The sequence below is a fragment of the Sphingobacterium chungjuense genome (assembly GCF_011316935.1).
Taxonomy (GTDB): domain Bacteria; phylum Bacteroidota; class Bacteroidia; order Sphingobacteriales; family Sphingobacteriaceae; genus Sphingobacterium; species Sphingobacterium chungjuense.
In genome coordinates this window covers 1-18138 of sequence record NZ_WLYS01000002.1, presented here as the reverse complement: position 1 = coordinate 18138, position 18138 = coordinate 1, and the positions used below count along the sequence as shown (strand labels likewise).

Here is an 18138-nt window from a genome sequence, read left to right as displayed (position 1 = left end):
CTGTGATTGACTTGTGTAAATCTATACGTAAGACTGAGACCAAAAAAGTCATTCTGGTTCTTATAAGGAATGCGCATGCTTTGAGAACCTATTTAAATGGGATCCAAGAACCAAAAGGCTTTATTCAAAAGCCTTTTGATATCAATAATCTACTAGGTAAGACTAAAGTAGCTTTGGCTTAAAAACTATCGTTTTCTGAATAAGTAGTTCAAGCAGGTTTCCCTTAACTCAAATCCTTATTTTGTGGAATATATTGCATATTTTTAAATAAAAAACGGAAAATTTTTATTCCGAAAAGGTTGTGCTCTGGCAATATCTCGTTTTACATATAAAAAATTGATCTGTAAATTGAAGTTGATCAGAGAAAACTAAAAAATCGACAGACTAAAACCTAATTTAAAATAGTGATACGCATATGAAGGAGTTATTAACTGTTTTTCTTCTTGTTTTCGCACAAAATCTACTTTCCATATTAGGTAATACTTTGCATGCCCAAGATACTATAAATTTTAATCTAGACACGGGTAAAATAGACTACGTGGCCAGGATGGAAGAGTTTTTCCGGCGAGCATCCGCTGAAAGCGCTAGCGATCTAGCGTTGGATAGAGCAATGATTCGTCAAGGTAGGATATTTGAGGAAATTAAAGTTGTGTCGAGACAGGCTCGTTCCTTCCTTAAAAAAGGTTTTGATACCCTATCAATGCATAATAGACTTACTGAGGTTTCGCGATGGCGCGATCTGGCCGGTGATGGCGTTTTCCAACATCAGGGCAGCGCACATACTTCTCGCAATCTCACTGCAACCTACAACATCCTTCATGCACTGCAGATACAGATACTGACTTACAAAAACCAGATAGACAATTATCATGAACATCTAGTTAACTATCGGCTGCAGATTGACTCTTTGTCAAATGACCGGTCACTCTTTGTCTTTTCAAGGGATTCAGTCGAACTAACGGAATATATTAATAAGATAAGACTAGTCTCTAAGGGTTTAAGTCCAATTGACAAAGACCTAGCCGCAAATATTAATGGTATACAGGCTATGCAGGACAAAGTGAACTTGGAGCTTTTAACCATTGAGAACAATTTGGAAGAAATCGTTTATTACCAAACGGAAATCACGAACAAAGGTTTGTCTAGAGATTTCGCACCTTTATGGGAAAGCAGCAAATACGAGCGTCCACCTCATGAGATCTTATACTTTTCATTTCTTAAAGCTAAACTAGTATTTACATACTATGTGAAAGCTAACAAAGGAAAGTTGTTTTTGGCTTTTGTTATTATGGTATGCATTGTTGTATATGTAACTTCACTTAAGCGGCAAGCAGTATTAGTTAAGGATAAACTCAAGGGTGAAAGTCTAATGCTTTCTTCGCCAATTTGTTCAAGTTTGCTAATTGGGTTGTCGGTTACCCAGTTTATATTTCCTGATCCGCCCTATGTTTTTTTAATTATCTTCCTACTTGTAAGCTCGCTGCTGTTGACCTTTATCTTTAGGCGCTACATATCGACCTATTGGATGCTGATATGGTTGAGTTTCTCCCTTTTATTTCTTGCCGCGTCTATTGACAATATGATTCTTCAGGCCTCTAGAACTGAGCGATATGTAATGCTAGGAATATCCATTTTGGCTGTGATATGTGGAACTATCGCTTTATTAAATAAAAATAAACACAATGAACTACAGGAAAGGTGGATACTGTATCCCATACTTTTGATGACTATTCTTGAGACTGTGGCGATCATCTTAAATATTTTTGGAATATTTAATATAGCCAAAGCCTTGATGGTTGCAGGTTTAATAAGTGTCTCGGCTGCCATAGTTTTTCTATGGGTGGTAAAATTGGTGAACGAAGGGCTTAGTATAGCCTCTACATTATATATCAAGCAGGAGAGGAGATTTTTCTATATCAACTATAACAGAGTAGGAATGCGAGCCCCAGCTTTTTTCTATATGTTATTGACCATAGGATGGTTAGTGCTGTTTGGGCGCAACTTCTACGAGTTCCATTTTATTACCGAGCCGATCAACGAATTACTTTATTCCGAGCATCGGTTGGGAAGCTACAATTTCTCCGTGATCAATATCGGTACCTTCTTTGTGATCATGATCGCCGCGACTGTGCTTTCAAAAGTTGTTTCCTTTTTTGCATCCGATCCACAGTGGAATACGAACGATGAAAAAGAAGCTAAAAAATTCCACATCGGAAGTTGGATCCTTTTGGTACGCATAAGCATCATTGTACTCGGACTATTTCTTGCTTTTTCAGCAATAGGCATACCTCTGCAACAGATCACTATTATTATTGGGGCTCTGGGCGTAGGTATCGGTTTCGGCTTACAGAGCTTGGTAAACAATTTAGTTAGTGGACTTATCATTGCCTTTGAGAAGCCTGTAAATGTAGATGATATGATAGAAGTAGGAGGACAGTCCGGCAGGGTAAAATCAATAGGATTCCGTAGTAGCGTGATAGCAACTCCGGACGGAGCGAACATGATAATGCCAAATGGCGACCTGCTTAATTCTCATGTGATAAATTGGACTCTCGGGGGCTTTCGAAAACGCTTGCATATACATTTGGATCTGCGTTATGGTATAGAACTGGAACGAACAAAGGAACTGTTGCTGAAAATTTTTGAAAATGAAACACAAGTACTCGATAATCCATCACCAGCGATAGAGTTTGTTGAGGTGACGGCGCAGTCGGTCTCCGTTGATGTTCATTTTTGGGTAAGAACCCTAAAGGATGCAGGCCAGATCAAAAGTAACCTGTTGGTTCAAATTACTAGAATGTTCGATAAAAATGGAGTTCAGTTGTCATTAACACAACAGGAAGTACACATCCATCAGGACAATTCAGATTCGGAAAAACAGAAACTATAATCGATATATAAAACAGAAGTATGATAAGTAATAAAATCATAGCTGTGCTCTTTTTGAGCATCTCCATGTTAATGGTAACTATGAGTGAGTCATCCCTCAAAAGATTTCAAGATTATGAGGCTCTAGCAGATAGTACTACGAATAGGTCATAAGGCAATATTTTAGAATATATAAAGTAATTTACTTCAAAAACTACGATTTTTCGCTATATCAGCACGCACTGCCGAAGAGTTTCAAAATTCTATTTAGGCTATATATTTTAATGAGGTTTTGTTAATTGTCCAATAAACTTCATCATAATAATTCTGTGCTTTATTATATCTAAGTACATATAATTTATATCAATAAATTATTTTTATATGTTTTCGCATATAAAATTGTATATTTGTTTAAATTCGTTGCTAAAGCATATAATTATGACATTACTTGCAGATTTTGTAAAGCTAAAAAGAAAGGAAGTAAATCTTACACAAGAAGAGTTTGCTGAACGCGCTGGTGTTGCACTTACGGTAATAAGGAAAATTGAACAGGGTAAGGAAAACCTAAATCTCGAAAAAGTAAACCAAGTACTTAAAATGTTCGGGCATATCTTGGCTCCTGTGAATGCAAGAGAGATATTAACTGCAAATGATCAAAGATGAGAAAAGCATCTATTTACTACAAGGATCATTTGGCGGGAACCCTCACAGAGACCGACGATGGTGAATATGTTTTTCAATATGATGAAGCCTATATCAAAGCTTATCCTTCAGCATTCATAACATTCACCATGCCTGTAAGATTCAAGCCCTACAACGATAAACGTTTGTTTCCATTTTTTGAGGGACTAATACCAGAAGGCTGGTTGTTGGACATTGCTTCCAAGAATTGGAAAATTAATACAAACGACCGTATGGGTTTGCTGTTAGCGTGCTGCCAAAACTGTATCGGTGCTGTAAGTGTTCAACCTATATCTCAAGAAAATGAGTAACAAAAAGTGTTTATACTGTTATAAAGAATTACCTAACGATAAATCGGATGATTTTCACGAGGAATGTAGTTTAGAATTTTTCGGTACAAAACAGCCGCCAGTGATCGAACATTCATTGGCAGAAATGACTGAATTGGCGAAGAACGTCGTAGAGCGGAGCATAGCAGTTCCCGGCGTGCAGCCTAAACTTTCTTTATCGGTAGTAAAAAGCACGATCCAATATGGAGAAAAGGGGCGTCTAACCGTAGTGGGAGCTTTGGATGGAAGTTATATCTTCAAACCCCCTTCCGATTATTTTCCTGAAATGCCGCAAAATGAACACTTAACCATGCGTATCGCCGAAGCTTTCGGCATAAACGTGGTAAAGTCTAGTCTGATACGGTTAAAATCCGGTGAACCATCTTATATTACAAAAAGAATAGATCGAACTGACGCCGGAGAAAAAATACATATGCTCGATATGTTCCAAATAACAGAAGCATTCGACAAATACAAAGGATCAATGGAGAAAGTCGGCAAGGCACTGGACTTGTACTCGTACAATACGTTGCTGGATAAGTTTTACTTCTTAGAATTGGCAGTCTTTTGTTTCCTCACTGGAAATAACGATATGCACCTGAAAAATTTCTCCATGATCAACACGAACGGAAAATGGACATTGGCACCAGCTTACGATCTGCTTAATGTAGCTATCGTAAACCCCGAAGACACGGAAGAGCTTGCATTAACTTTGGATGGGAAAAAAAGAAAACTTCATTGGGAGCATTTTCAAAGATTAGGACTGTTGTTAGGATTAAACGCCAAGCAGATTAATGGTATTGCCAAACGTTTTCAGAAAAGGAAACCAATTGCTTTGCAATGGATTGATCTTTCATTTCTTTCTGACGAATATAAAGAGAAGTACAAAAACCTTTTGGAAGAACGATATCACAGAATTGAAATGTGAATGTGTTTATTACCAAGACTTCCTGCTCAACCTTTATAAATGCATTGCGTAATAAAATTTAACGTCTTCAAGAATTATAACGCATTGCTTCTGCAAGTTTTAAACGAATATTTTTCGCTTTACCAACAGGCGTAACATGGAGTCTTATAACCTAAGCCTATGACTTCAATCTAATAAATCAAATTTTGATACAGATAGGATTAAGGTTACAAATAGGTTACAGTAAATAATCGGTTAAGTCTCTTTATATCTCGTAAATACATCATTATTGGTTGTTAGGGCTATTACAATTCTAGGCACTCAAAAGACTTAACATCTTGAGGTTATTCAGCAAAACGATATCGAATTTCTTGACTTTTCAATTTTAAACATAGAGGTTAATCACGAAAATAGAACTGAATGCGCTATTAAGAATTATATAACAGAAATGTTCCCAATCGCCCCAAATGCATAATTCATAAAAAGTTTATAGGCTTCAACATCATCCCCCATTCCTCATTGACTTGGGTTGCCAAGTTCATCAATATTAATTGTTCCGGGCAAAATTTGACCTAAATGCACAAATTAATGCACAATAAGTTCATTTTCCAAGTATACATTTTCAGATTTTGCTACAATTATTCCTCAAGCGCACCCGTGCTTATAAAACGCGAGCGTTTCATATTGGTTTGCCGTTATTTATTGAGCAATATTAAAAATAAGATCAAATATGTTATAGGAGTAAAACGCCTCTTTCTCCTGCAGAAACTGTTTGGTTGTCTTCCCCGCTATGAGGAATGATAGGTAGTTATGGAAAATAACGATGAGTTTCACTTTGATCTAAATTGGATATAATTTGATCAGATATGGCAAACTGCACAGCGTAACCAATGCTTATATTGCTCGATATAAACCTAAACCACAATAATTTATGAGACAAATTGCAGCCCTGCTGGGCTTGTTATCGACCGCGATATTTCCGTTGGGGTCTTTGCAGGCAAATACCACCTCATTAGCCGCCCATTACCGTCGAGCACTTAGCAGTAAAACCGTGAATTATCAGAGTTTACAGTCTGTTTTTGTGGTAATCGGAACTGTGCAAGATGCCAATGGGCAACCTGTGCAAGGTGTATCTGTCCGCGAAAAGAGTACGAATACTGAAACAATCACACAAGCCAATGGTTCCTACCGACTTGCTGTGAGTAGCGAAACGGCAACAGTGGTCTTTTCTTTCGTGGGCTATCAATCACAAGAAATTATGTTGTCGGGAAGCCCTACGGTAGACATTACGCTACAGGTAGACGATAGCGATATCGATGAAGTAGTTGTTATTGGTTATCAATCCATCCGCAGAAAAGATTTAACAGGGGCGGCATCTGTCGTAGAAACGCAAAATACCACGGCAAAGGTTGCGCGTTCTTTGCCAGAAGCGTTGCAAGGACAGGCTTCTGGATTGGTGGTGCGAAATTCTGGCGGCCCCGGCCAGGGAGCAGTGGTAAACATTCGTGGCTTAAGTACGCTTTATGGCAATGCTAGTCCGCTTTATGTTATTGACGGAATGCTATCTGACCCAAATGTCACCGTCAATCCCAATGATATTGAAAGTGTACAAGTGCTCAAAGATGCTTCTGCAGCGGCGATTTATGGTGCGCGTTCGGCCAATGGAGTTATCATCATAACCACCAAAAAAGGAAAATCAGGACCGATGGTCGTGAATGCTTCGGGGCGCTATAGCGTCTCTAGTTTGCCCAAAATGTTTGATATGATGAGTGGGCCAGAATACGTTGCGATGAATCGACAAGCGTATGAAAATGCTGGATATACGCAACAGAATGCAGTAGAGAATTACGATGGAACCGATGTAAATTGGGGCGATGAGTTGTTTCGTACTGGTGCGATTCAGGATTATAGCGTCTCGGTATCCGGCGGAGGGCTCACGTCCAAATATTTTATGTCTGGATCTTATTTTAAAGATGTGGGTACCATGATCGAACGCAAATTTGATCGCGCAGCATTGCGTATCAATACCGAAGGATCGAAAGGACGCGTACGTATTGGAGAAAATCTGATGGTATCTACTTCCTACGGTCGATCGCCATTTTCTGGCGGAGCATTCGGTGGCAATCCATTTTACGACGCCTTTAGCATGTTGCCGATTATACCTGTGCAAGATTTTTCATTCATCAGCGATGCCAATCCAGGCGGATGGGGAATCGGCTCGAACGATACGCGAACCTATTCTCGCAATCAAGTTGCCCAAGCCTACATTACGAATTCATCGTACAACTATGTGAAACTATTAGGTAATCTGTATGGGGAAGTAGATATCTTGGATTGGCTGCGGTACCGTGTAAACGCCGGTGTGGAAACTAGTTTTGATAAAAACACCGCGCTTCGTGGCAAAGGAATTTGGTACTGGAATCAAATTGATCCGCCTACGCGTATTGATGAAGATCGATCACAGTTCCTCAGCTATTTGTTCGAACACACACTCAACTTCAATAAAACGTTAGGTAAACATCAGATAAATGGCGTAGTGGGTTATACTCAGCAAACCATAGGTCGGGAATCAATCGGTGCAGGTAAAACCGATCTCTTAGCCGCTTCCGATCAGTACTTTACAACCATCAATTCGGCTTTAGGAGAGAGCATTTCTTCCGGTAGCCGAGGCCGAAATTTCATTGATTCTTGGTTGGGTCGTTTAAACTACACGTATGATGATCGCTATTTAGCCACTTTTAGTTTCCGATCTGATAAAGATTCTCGCTTTTCCAAGCCGTACCGCACAGGTTTCTTCCCATCAGGTGCATTTGCTTGGCGGCTTAGCAACGAGGATTTTTATGATGTAAGCTGGTTGCCCGAGTTGAAGTTGAGAGCGTCGTATGGTGTTTTGGGTGCAGCAAATCTTGGAAACTACCAGTATTTGGGGTTAATCAATCAAGCTCCGAGAGCCATCTTTGGTTCGGGCGAACAAAGCACACAAGTCGGTGCAACGCAGGTCAGTTTGGTAGACCCCAATTTGAGATGGGAGCAAAAGGCAACTTTAAATGTAGGATTTGATGCGGCCGTTTTCAATCCGCAGTTTAATGTGTCCTTCAACGCATTTCGCTCAGTGACTTCGGATGTACTCTTGTACTTGCCGCTACCAGGATACCTAGGCACGGTGGGCGGAGGCGGTATATTGACCAATATCGGCTCGATAGAAAATAAGGGTCTAGAATTGGAGCTTAACTATCGGCCCGTCAGCCAGCGGGAGAATGGATTTACGTGGGATATTTCTGGAAACTTCAGTGCTATCCGCAATAAAGTATTAAAGTTAGGAAATCTGGGAATTGATCCAACGACTGGATTGCCGCGCAATTACATACAGTCTGGCAATACACGGACGCAAGTTGGTCGTTCGATCGGTGAATATTATCTGATTATGACCGACGGACTTTTCCAGAATCAAGAAGAAATCGATGCGCATCGTGCACAGGCTGGTATTGCGCAGCCTGGCGATGTGCGCTATGTAAACTTATTAGATCGCGGTACGAACAATGACATCACGCCAGATGACCGTACGTATGCAGGTACGCCTTGGCCTATGTTTACGTCTGGCATACAATGGAATGCGTATTATAAGAATTTTACGCTAAACCTGCAGGTATATGGTGTATATGGCACAAAATTGTACAATGATATGCGTCGCGACTTTGATGGCATGGGCTATTCTAATTACCGTCGTGGTATCATGCCGTGGACGGCGGAAAATCCAACGGATTTCCCACGTTTAGGCGTATCCTACACGAGCAATACACCGGGAGATCCTGCGGTTGATCAAGGTATTATCTCCAACGTACGCGGAGATAGTAATCGCTGGTTAGAAAACGGTTCTTATTTGAGATTAAGCAATGTACAAATAGGATATACTTTACCACAATATATGCTGAAACGCCTGCATATACCATCCATGCACGTCTATGTAAGTGGTCAGAATCTATTGACGATAACAAATTACAGCGGTCTTGATCCGGATGTGGTAGGAGCCAATGCCAACTTAGAACCCGGAGTCGATGTTGGTGGATGGCCGCCAAGCCGCATTATTTCTTTTGGCATATCTCTAGGACTTTAATCAATTAACCGGAAAAGAAAATTACTATGAAAAAAATATTAATATCCCTAATTACTCCGTTGATCTTGATTGGTTTGAGTTGTCAACGGGATTTTGATGAACCCAATCCTGATATGCTGACCACGGTATCCTTCTGGAAAGATCAGCAAGATGCTGTCAAAGGAATCAATGCAGTATATAGTTCCTTAAACAGAAGCGACTCTTATTACAATCGGGGTATGTTCTTCCTGTACTTACTACGTTCAGACGAAGGTTTTGGTTCCGGTGGAGATATTGGTCTAAATAACAATATGTCCTTTGCTTTTACCAGTAATAACACAAGTAACGGTACTTGGAACGCGATTTTTCACGCTAATTTTCGCGCCAATCAAGTGATCAGCTATGTGCCAGAAATTAGCATGGATGAGACACTGAAGAAGCGCATAATCGCGGAAGCAAAGTTTATCCGTGCACTGAATTATTTTAATTTGGCTGTTTTTTGGGGGCGACCACCTTTGGTATTAACTCCGTTGTCTCCGACAGATTATCCACCAAACGCAACACAGAACGAAGTATTTGCACAGATTGAAAAAGACCTGACGGAGGCCATTCCTGATCTGCCGATATCGTATAGTGGTGAAGAGCTAGGCCGTGTAACACGCGGTGGTGCCTACGGGTTATTAGCCAAAACCTATGTGCAACAAGGGAAATTTAACGAAGCAAAACTGGCGATGGATTGGCTCGTTACGGGGGAAGGTAGCTCGATTTACGGGTTGATGGACAACTATGCAGACAACTTCAAAAAAACCTCTGAAAACAATAGGGAGTCTATTTACGAAATTCAGTACAAGGAAAATCCGGCCGAGAATGGGGATGATGATACCAACCCGGGCATCAGTCTAAACACTGGATCTTCCGTGCCGAAGTTTTTAGCTCCTCCTAATCCAGGTCCAGGCTATGCAGATGGCGGCGCCAGAAGATGGATCGTTTCCCTGTTTGAACAAGAGCGTACCGCCGACGATCGTCGTGATCCACGTGCTGCGGCAAGCTTTCTCTATGATCAGACCGACGAACGCGGACCGGCATTTACGATGGTGTATGGGCAAACTTGGCAGGCAATCTACGGCGGAAACGATCAGCGTGTATGGTTTCGCAAATTACTGAACGACCATTGGAAAAACGGTGAAAGCTTCAGCTCACCCAACAATTATCGCATGATTCGTTATGCCGACATTCTGTTGTTGTATGCAGAATGTTTGAATGAAATAGGGCAAACACAAAGTGCCTATCCGCATGTGGATCGTGTGCGCAGACGCGTTGGCCTGCGCCCCTTGAGTGTGGCGCGGCCAGCACTAGATCAAGCAAGCTTCCGAGAGCAAATACGGCAAGAGCGTACGCTGGAATTAGCGGGCGAAGGCTGGCGCTATTTCGACCTTGTGCGCTGGGGTGAATTGGCGAATAACCTGTCCGTTTTGCGACAACGCGACCCAGAATTTACCAACTTCGTGCAAGGAAAGCACGAATGGTATCCCATTCCTCAATCTGATATTGATAACAATCCAAACCTGACTCAAAACCCAGGTTATTAATTGATTATATGATGAAAAATATGCTATCTATTCTTCTTTGCGGCTTCGCCTGTATGGTCGGAAGCTGTGAACGAACAGTCGACATTCCATCCAGTAGCGTTGCGCCTACTATCCTTCTTACGGCAGATACAGTGGCGATTGCGAGTGGAAATTACGTCTTGCGTGCTGCTGGGCAAAGTGCCTATGGTGGGGCGCAACTGCGTCGTGTTGATTTTTATAAGGGCGAAGAAAAAATCGGGGAAAAGCGCATTGCACCTTTCAACTTTGATTATAAAGTGAATGAAGCGATCCCAGATCAAAGCCTAACTTTTCACGCCGTACTCATTGATGAAGCAGAAAATACGGTGAAGAGCAATATCGTAAACGCACGCGTGAAAGTACTACCTATTCGTATTGAAGCAGAGAATGCAACACTGCGCGGTGTAGCCCGTATTGCCAATGATCCCGAAACAAGAGAAACTTCCTCAAACCAAGCGAAGGTAGGTGCTATCGACAATGCAGCAAGCGGTATTGATGCGACTATTCAGGTATTGGCCGCAGGCGAGTATCGCATACGAATTGCTGCCGGAACCGGTTTCGACGGTACTTCCCATAAGGTATATATTGATGATGACGAATCTACGGCACAGGTCTATTCGATCGCAAACCGAGGCTGGAATGTATGGCAAACCCACGATCTTGTGTTCTTGCTTGCTGCTGGTACACGTAAGATTAGCATCCGCCATAATACCTTGTACGGAGAGATTGATTACTTGGAATATGCCAAACTCTAAACTTACTACAATGAAAAACCTATTTTATGTTTTCTTTTTAATAATCTCTTTAAGCTGTGACAAACGCGGAGCCGGGCCATTTTTGGCCACACCCAAACCTCCCGAGGTTATGGGATCGGCCAAATTTCAAAACCCATTGCTTACGGCTGCACCGGATCCTTGGGTAGCACAGCGCGGTGATTTCTATTACTTTTTACAAACCTTGGGCAATCGAATCGAAATCCGGAAAACAGCTAAGATGAGTGAGTTGGCAGCTGCTCCGAGCCAAGTGGTATTTAACGCGCCATCTACAGGCATCAATAGCCGCGATGTATGGGCACCCGAACTCTTCTTTATACGCGGCAAATGGTATATCTATTATACAGCCAGCAATGGGCAAGATGTGAATCACCGGATGTTCGTGTTGGAAAATGCGAATGAAGATCCGACGACCAGTAATTGGGTAGATAAGGGACAGCTTATTACGCAACCTACCGACCAGTGGGCTATTGATGGTAGCATTTTTGAGCACGGTAACGAACTGTTTTTTATCTGGTCTGGCCGACCAGGTGCGCAACAAGGTAACCTAACGCAGAATATTTATATCTCTAAAATGTCAGATCCTTTTACCTTGATCGGCGAGACAAGTATGATCTCTACGCCAGAGTTGGATTGGGAGAAAAAAGAATTCAGTGTTAACGAAGGCCCAGAAATTCTTAAAAATCCCGCAGGCGATGTTTTTTTAATCTACAGTGCTAGCTATTGCGGCACAGACGATTATAGTTTGGGGATGCTGAAGCTCAACCAGAATGCTGATCCAATGAAAATAGCGTCTTGGTCGAAACACCCTAACCCCGTATTTACTAAAGCTCCAACAGCTTTTGGCGCGGGGCACAATGGCTTTTTTAAATCAAAAGATGGAACAGAAGATTGGATTATTTATCATGCCAATAGCGAATCGCATCCTAATAACGATGGCTGTGGCAATGTGCGTAGTACGCGCATGCAAAAGTTCACGTGGAATACGGATGGCACGCCCAATTTCGGCCAACCCGTAGCAGCAGGTGCTTCATTAGAAGTGCCAGCTGGCGAGTAATACGTATTGCATAGTATAAAACACAAAAAAGTCACAAACGAGTGGCTTTTTTGTGTTTTTGGGATTGTCTGTGTTTCTTTTATTTATATTGATTAAAGATGTAAATCGTGCCAACTGAGAGCAACAAAGCAAGTGTATAAAACTCGAAACCAACCGATTTACCCCCTTAATCCTTTTTCTTTTTATTTCGAGGGTTTGGCCCTGCCTTTTTTTCCATTTCCTTAACAGTTTTTTCTTTAAAATCTGTGTAAGCATCTGCTAGCTTTTGAAGCTCAGGATCTAGACCTGGCGCGAACTCTTCAGGTCTTTCAGGAGCAGGTGGATTTTTGTAAGATTCTTTCGGCTCTTTCAACGTAGTCAACACCGTTCCATCATTTGCTGGCGCGCTTCCCTGAAAGATTTTATCCATTTCAGATCCATCTAAACGAAAAGTGTATTGCTCTCTGTTGATCCCAGCATCGATAAGTTTTTTTACTTCGGGATATTGAGAGGAGTCAAACTTAGGAATCGGTAGTACTTTCGCCCAATCAACACCTAATGTTTCCAATGCTTTTGCAAAAGCCATCTCATGCGCTTCATCCCGTGCAATCAAAAAAGCAACAGTCGCACGCAATGTTTTGTTCGAAGACATCTGATAAATACGACATTTCTGTAATCGCCCAGTGGATTCTAATACTAAGTTGTCCATAAGATCCAATACCAGATTACCATGGTTGTGAACGTAAGATCCACTCCAAGGGTTACCGGCAGCATCGACTGGCAATGCACCTTGTGCACCATGAATGAAATGATGGGGATTTTGCTGAAATTTGGCCATGTCCATATCCGCACTTCCTCGCGCGCCGGGCACATCAAATTTTTTACCATGATACTCTGGAGCTCCATCTAACAATCGGGAAATCGTCTTGGTAATTAGCTCGACGTGACTTATCTCTTCAATACCTATTCCCTGAATCAAATCGAGGTAAGGAATGCCGTCACCACGAAAATTAAAGCTTTGAAATAGATATTGCATCATCGTGCGCATTTCCCCAAATTGGCCACCTAGACCTTCTTGTAATGCATTAGCAGCAGCTGGATCCGGTTGGTCATCAACTATCGGATTAATAAGATTTTGAACGTGATAAAACATAAGCTTATGTGTTAGTAAATATTAATTGTTCATATCGATACTTAAACAACACACCATTACCACAATAGTTATACTGATAAATACCTGAAAATCAAAAAAATATGTTTTAATTTTTCCGATAAATACGTTATGGGTGAAGTTTACTAGTTATGACGATTGACAATATACCCGAATACGAGCTTTATTAAACGGTAGGGATGATGATAAAAGCTGAATGAATCCCTAATTATTAGCCTGATGCTATACGAAGTAGTAGGACAGTTACAGTGGAATGAGCTGAAGAGTCATACAGACCATTATCAGACGGATAAAGATGATTCATAAACCAGAAGGTTACATAAGTTTAGAAATTAAAGTCTATTCCAAAGCTAATGTATCGAGGGAAGAGTCTGTATTCGGTGGTGTAATGCGAGATGTCTGTGAGCATAACATCTCTGAAAGAGCGTGTATTAAAGATGTTTTTAGCCGTTATGTTAAACCGGATTTTGTATTTTTCAAGTTCATAAAACACGGAAAAATCCGAAAAATAATAAGTCTGTGCATTTTGTTGAGGTAATTCTCCAAAACGATATGATTCGTTCTTGAGGCTGAACTGGATATCGCTGCCCAAGTTTAAAAAGAGATTCAGAAAAGCTTGATGATTTGTCAAGGTATTTAAAGTGCCTGCTGTGCGGTAGTTGTTGCTTTGAAGACGGTATCCTGTATAGATATTGAAGTTGGATTTCCAAGAACTTCGGAATGACAGTCCGTAGTGGTATGTGTTGCTGCGGATTTGCTGGCGTCCCAATCCGGTAACGAGAGTTTCGTAATCTAGCTTGTTGACGCCTACATCCAAGCGCATATTTCCATGCAAGGATTTCAAGTAATAATTCAGCTCTGCTTGGTATCGAGTAAGCGTTTTATTTTCGAGCAAGTGTTGTTGGACGAGGTTAAAATTGGGATTGAGGTCGCTTTCTATTCCAATATAGTCAAACAAAATCTGATGCCCTATATGCAAGTTAGCAAAAAAGCGATCGCTCATATTCCCATAGGTGTATAGGAGTGTTCCGCCCGAGCTATTTAAGTTCACGAAGTTATCCATCCCTTTTACAAAGTTGCGCACACCGGTGGTATAGTAGTTGGGTATCATTTCTGTCAGTGTTGCATTCTGCTGTTGAAAAAACAAATCAGATTCTAGCCGTCCCTTTCGATGTATAGCCCATTTGGCCGATAGGCCGGGCGAGAATTGTAGGTTGTTTTTACGGTTTTGCTCCTCAAAGTTAAGCAGACTACTTTGCACCACGCCCGCTTGCAAGCGAGGAGTAACTTCCCAGTTGTGGTGTTTTACCGTATACTTAGCAATAAGGTAAGTCTGAAACAAGCGGAGGGTCATTTCATTGGCAAATTCTGGTGGGAATAGGATCGTTTTCTGCTCCGCTTCTGGGCTAGGTAATAGTCGTAATTGGCTGTTGAACTGCTGCTGTTGATAAGTTGAGCTTAATCCGATTTCGAAAAAGTTTCCCTTTTTTTGTCTGCTTAGATAATGTGTAGTAGCCCCAAGGTAGAGCAGGTTGTTAGCGATCTGCTGTTGCACCTCGCTGATCGAGTTGGAGCCGAAGAGGTATTCGTAATAATATTGATTGATGCTGTAATCAACAGGCGATTGCTGGTTGATAAAGCGCACAGAGCTCACTAGTGCTTCTCGCTCCGAGCGTTTGTAACTGTAGGTGAGGTTGTGGTTCGTGAGATAGCCTTTGTTTCTGGTACTTTCTAAACTGGGTATATTGTTAAAAATAAGCATGCCCAGCTCGTTGTTGTTCAGTGAGCCCAGCGTACCGGTATAGTTAAGTAAGGCAACAGTGCTAGGTTCGTACTGCACTTCCAATTTAGTGAAATAATTATCGATTTTGCGGGTAAATTCATAGTTCTCGGTGGTGGTAAATTGAATATCTTCGAGGTTGTACTCCTGCACTGTATTGCGATAAAAGGATTTTTTTGTGGGGTTTACGAAGCCCAGCCATTTGATCTTGAATGCAGATGTAGGGTTTAAAATGGTATTTAATGATAGAAGCTTGTCGTCATTAAAATTCGTTCGCCGATAATCGAAGTTAGGCAGGTTGGGCGTATTATCTATCAAGGTGGGCGTGCCTACATTCACACCAATTTGCCCAGGTTCGTTGGCCGAACCGGAGTGAATAAGGTGGTTGATGCTGCTTACCGCATCGTAGCCGTTGTTGTTGGCGCTTGCCAACAGGTAATATTTGTTGCGCTTGCCAAAATTCACGAGGTTTGCGCTCGTCTGGTAGTATTTCGGACCAACGGGCGCTCCCTGCAGCTCTAGTGATCCTAGCCACTGGTTTTTGCTGTCGTCTTTCAGTTGTAGGTTAAGTGCTACCTTGTCCGAGTTTTCAATACCTTTTAGCTGTTTGTTGTTGGAATAACGCTGCAGCACCTGAATTTTTTTCAACGGCTGCACGCTCATATTTTGCGTCAACAGGCGGTAGCCTTTCTCAAAGAAATCGTCGCCTTCTATCATGACCTTTTCCACCTCTTTGTTGCCAATCTTGATACTTCCATCGGTGCCTACGTTAATCCCTGGAATTTTGCGCAGCAAATCCTCTACGTTGCGCTCATCACCCTGTAAAAAAGAGTTTACGTCCAATTCGATGGTATCGCGGCCATTTCGGTAAGGCTGTTTGGCGTGTACGATTACCTCTTGTATTTGTTGCATACCGCCAGGTTGCATTTGCGCGTCAATAAGGGTATCGGCTTGTGTTGGACTAATCCTCAAGCTGATCGGTTCGAGTCCAAGCGCCATGAACTGTAGTATCAATTTTTCGTTCTGAGCGTGCTGCAAACGGTAATTTCCCTGCTCATCGCTAAAGGTATAGGACAGCATTTGGGAGTCTACCTCCAGGCGCAAATCGACGCGTACGCCGGGCAAAGCTTCTCCTTGGAGGCTTACTTGGCCATGTATAGCGACTTGCGCCTGTGTTAGCAAGGGGAGCAAGCACAGCCCGAGCCATCCTAAAACACGTTTAATTTTTCTCCCATTCATATACCTGCTCTACGCTGCCGCGAATCTTTTTGCGTTCAACGGTTACGCCTTCAACCAGTGGCATTTTACTCATCATCATGCGCATTTGTTCTTCGGTTTCTAGATCTGCTTTTTTGATGTAGTTCTCTAGGCTGAGTTTGGGTAGGGAATTTATGTATTCCTTGTTAACTGGTATGTCCCCTGTAAAGGGATATGCGATTTCTTTAAGCAGCCAATAGTGCGGGTTGACTCCTTCGTTGTACAGCATGACGATAAGGCCGGGAAGACCACCAAATTTGTAGGGCCCAGCAGGCAATGGAATATCGTTGGTATAGTAGGCCACAAGCGTAGTGCCACGATACGCGGCAGTTGCCTTATGGCATATATGTTTGCCCAAGGTATCTACATCGCTGTAGTTGGTGTTCCACACCAGAGGCGGAAAATCGTCGCTAACCAAGTAATTACGACTATCAAGAGAGTTGGTTTCCAGTAGTTGGGGCGAATTAGTGTTCTGGATGATGATCTTTCTGTATGTTTTGCCCATATCGATCATAACCGACATACTTCCGCTCAACTCCCCATCATCATCTTCGTTGCCGGAATTGGCCTTGGCCTGTGGTATTGAATCGCGAACGGAAGTTTTTACGGCCTCCTGAAAATAAATCTCTTCGCGATAGGTAGCCATGGGCGACGGTATGTATTCGTACACAGCCCTTAGCTTTTGTCCGTAGGAAACCGTTGTGGCCAGCGACACTAGAAAAAATAAAAAGTATTTGTTCATGATGGTTGGGTTTGAAAAAGCGAGGCTAGGCCTCGCTTAAATTTTTGCATTCTAATTCGAATGAGATACAATTCTGATACTAGATCCCTAAGCTACCATCGGCAAGCATGTGTCTGTACATCATGGCTGCAGTTCCGAAAAATCCTGAGCAGGAGTTTTCTACATAGGTTGACGAAGTGAAGGTGTCAATCACTTGGCCGTTACCATTGTAAACAGTCAATGTGTAAACACATTTTTTTCTAAACATCCCGTTGTTTTCTTCGAAGGATTCGGAAACTTCAACTTCGCTTTTGTTTTCGGCTGGTTTTTCAGTTACTGCTTTTGCATCTGCATTTTCTGTTGAAGCATTTGCGTCCGTGCCGGCAAATGCCGCTGTTGATAGCATTGTTACGGCCATCAAGCCCATAAATAATTTTTTCATTTCTTTGATTATTTTGTTAAACCATCCATGCCTTCGCGGCATGTTTTAATTATGTTGTACTAAAAATAGGACGAGGAAATGGAATTATTCAGTTCGTTTAATATTCGTAAGCAGCTGTTTATTATTCGCAATTGCTAACTGGAGTTTTTCCATTTTTAATTGCTCTGGGCAAATAGAAATATGGCAAGCAGCACATTACAAAGGGAGTTTCCCAATATCACTTTTTACTTTAATGTATTTTTTTTGGAGAGGAGATCAGTCAAAAGACGTTAATTCGTGGTGTAGCAGTAATTGTGAACTTAAGAATGATTTGATAAGAAGGGCACGTCACTATTTAATATATTAGTGTAAGTACCCCATTTTTCAGACAGCAAAATCTGCTATTTTCTAATTTATTTTAGTACTTCTGCAGCTTCGTTTTTGGGTATTTTTCTGACCGCTTCAATCGGCGTACGATTACCCAGCCCTTCGTG

At 41.7% G+C, this 18138-nt stretch carries 12 protein-coding genes; 8 read left to right on the top strand and 4 right to left on the bottom strand.

What is annotated here, in order from left to right; translation table 11 throughout:
• Nucleotides 1-415 precede the first annotated feature (415 nt).
• From GKO22_RS04855 to GKO22_RS04820, 8 genes are all read left to right on the top strand, one after another.
• Complete coding sequence (locus GKO22_RS04855; protein WP_166332975.1) at nucleotides 416-2890, top strand: mechanosensitive ion channel family protein; 2475 nt, start codon at nucleotides 416-418, stop codon at nucleotides 2888-2890.
• Between the two features lie 416 nt (nucleotides 2891-3306).
• The gene (locus tag GKO22_RS04850) at nucleotides 3307-3531 is read left to right on the top strand and encodes a helix-turn-helix domain-containing protein (protein ID WP_166332974.1); all 225 of its coding nucleotides are present in this window, start codon (nucleotides 3307-3309) and stop codon (nucleotides 3529-3531) included.
• Nucleotides 3528-3860, top strand: a complete 333-nt coding sequence (locus tag GKO22_RS04845) for a HipA N-terminal domain-containing protein (RefSeq protein WP_166332973.1) — start codon at nucleotides 3528-3530, stop codon at nucleotides 3858-3860. Before GKO22_RS04850 ends, GKO22_RS04845 begins: the two co-directional genes overlap by 4 nt.
• Nucleotides 3853-4806, top strand: a complete 954-nt coding sequence (locus GKO22_RS04840) for a HipA domain-containing protein (protein ID WP_166332972.1) — start codon at nucleotides 3853-3855, stop codon at nucleotides 4804-4806. Before GKO22_RS04845 ends, GKO22_RS04840 begins: the two co-directional genes overlap by 8 nt.
• 910 nt (nucleotides 4807-5716) lie before the next feature.
• Nucleotides 5717-8899 (top strand): SusC/RagA family TonB-linked outer membrane protein, encoded by a 3183-nt coding sequence (locus tag GKO22_RS04835; RefSeq protein ID WP_166332971.1) that lies wholly within the window; start codon nucleotides 5717-5719, stop codon nucleotides 8897-8899.
• Between the two features lie 26 nt (nucleotides 8900-8925).
• Nucleotides 8926-10467: a RagB/SusD family nutrient uptake outer membrane protein gene (locus GKO22_RS04830; protein WP_166332970.1), complete on the top strand. Its 1542-nt coding sequence runs from the start codon at nucleotides 8926-8928 to the stop codon at nucleotides 10465-10467.
• An 8-nt stretch (nucleotides 10468-10475) separates the two neighbouring features.
• Complete coding sequence (locus GKO22_RS04825) at nucleotides 10476-11240, top strand: carbohydrate-binding protein (protein WP_166332969.1); 765 nt, start codon at nucleotides 10476-10478, stop codon at nucleotides 11238-11240.
• 10 nt (nucleotides 11241-11250) lie between these two features.
• A complete protein-coding gene (locus tag GKO22_RS04820; RefSeq protein WP_166332968.1) occupies nucleotides 11251-12315 on the top strand; it encodes a glycoside hydrolase family 43 protein in 1065 nt (354 codons plus the stop codon).
• Between the two features lie 166 nt (nucleotides 12316-12481).
• Here the strand turns inward: GKO22_RS04820 and GKO22_RS04815 are convergent, their stop codons facing one another.
• The 4 genes from GKO22_RS04815 to GKO22_RS04800 all read right to left on the bottom strand — a co-directional run bounded on the left by GKO22_RS04815 (nucleotide 12482) and on the right by GKO22_RS04800 (nucleotide 17665).
• Nucleotides 12482-13447 carry a manganese catalase family protein gene (locus GKO22_RS04815; RefSeq protein ID WP_166332967.1) on the bottom strand — a complete coding sequence of 322 codons (966 nt, stop codon included), beginning with the start codon at nucleotides 13445-13447 and terminating at the stop codon, nucleotides 12482-12484.
• A gap of 343 nt (nucleotides 13448-13790) precedes the next feature.
• Complete coding sequence (locus GKO22_RS04810) at nucleotides 13791-16484, bottom strand: porin family protein (protein ID WP_166332966.1); 2694 nt, start codon at nucleotides 16482-16484, stop codon at nucleotides 13791-13793.
• A complete protein-coding gene (locus GKO22_RS04805) occupies nucleotides 16465-17244 on the bottom strand; it encodes a GLPGLI family protein (protein ID WP_166332965.1) in 780 nt (259 codons plus the stop codon). Before GKO22_RS04805 ends, GKO22_RS04810 begins: the two co-directional genes overlap by 20 nt.
• A gap of 79 nt (nucleotides 17245-17323) precedes the next feature.
• Entirely contained in the window at nucleotides 17324-17665 is a 342-nt protein-coding gene (locus tag GKO22_RS04800; RefSeq protein WP_166332964.1) for a hypothetical protein, read from the bottom strand.
• Nucleotides 17666-18138: the final 473 nt, after the last annotated feature.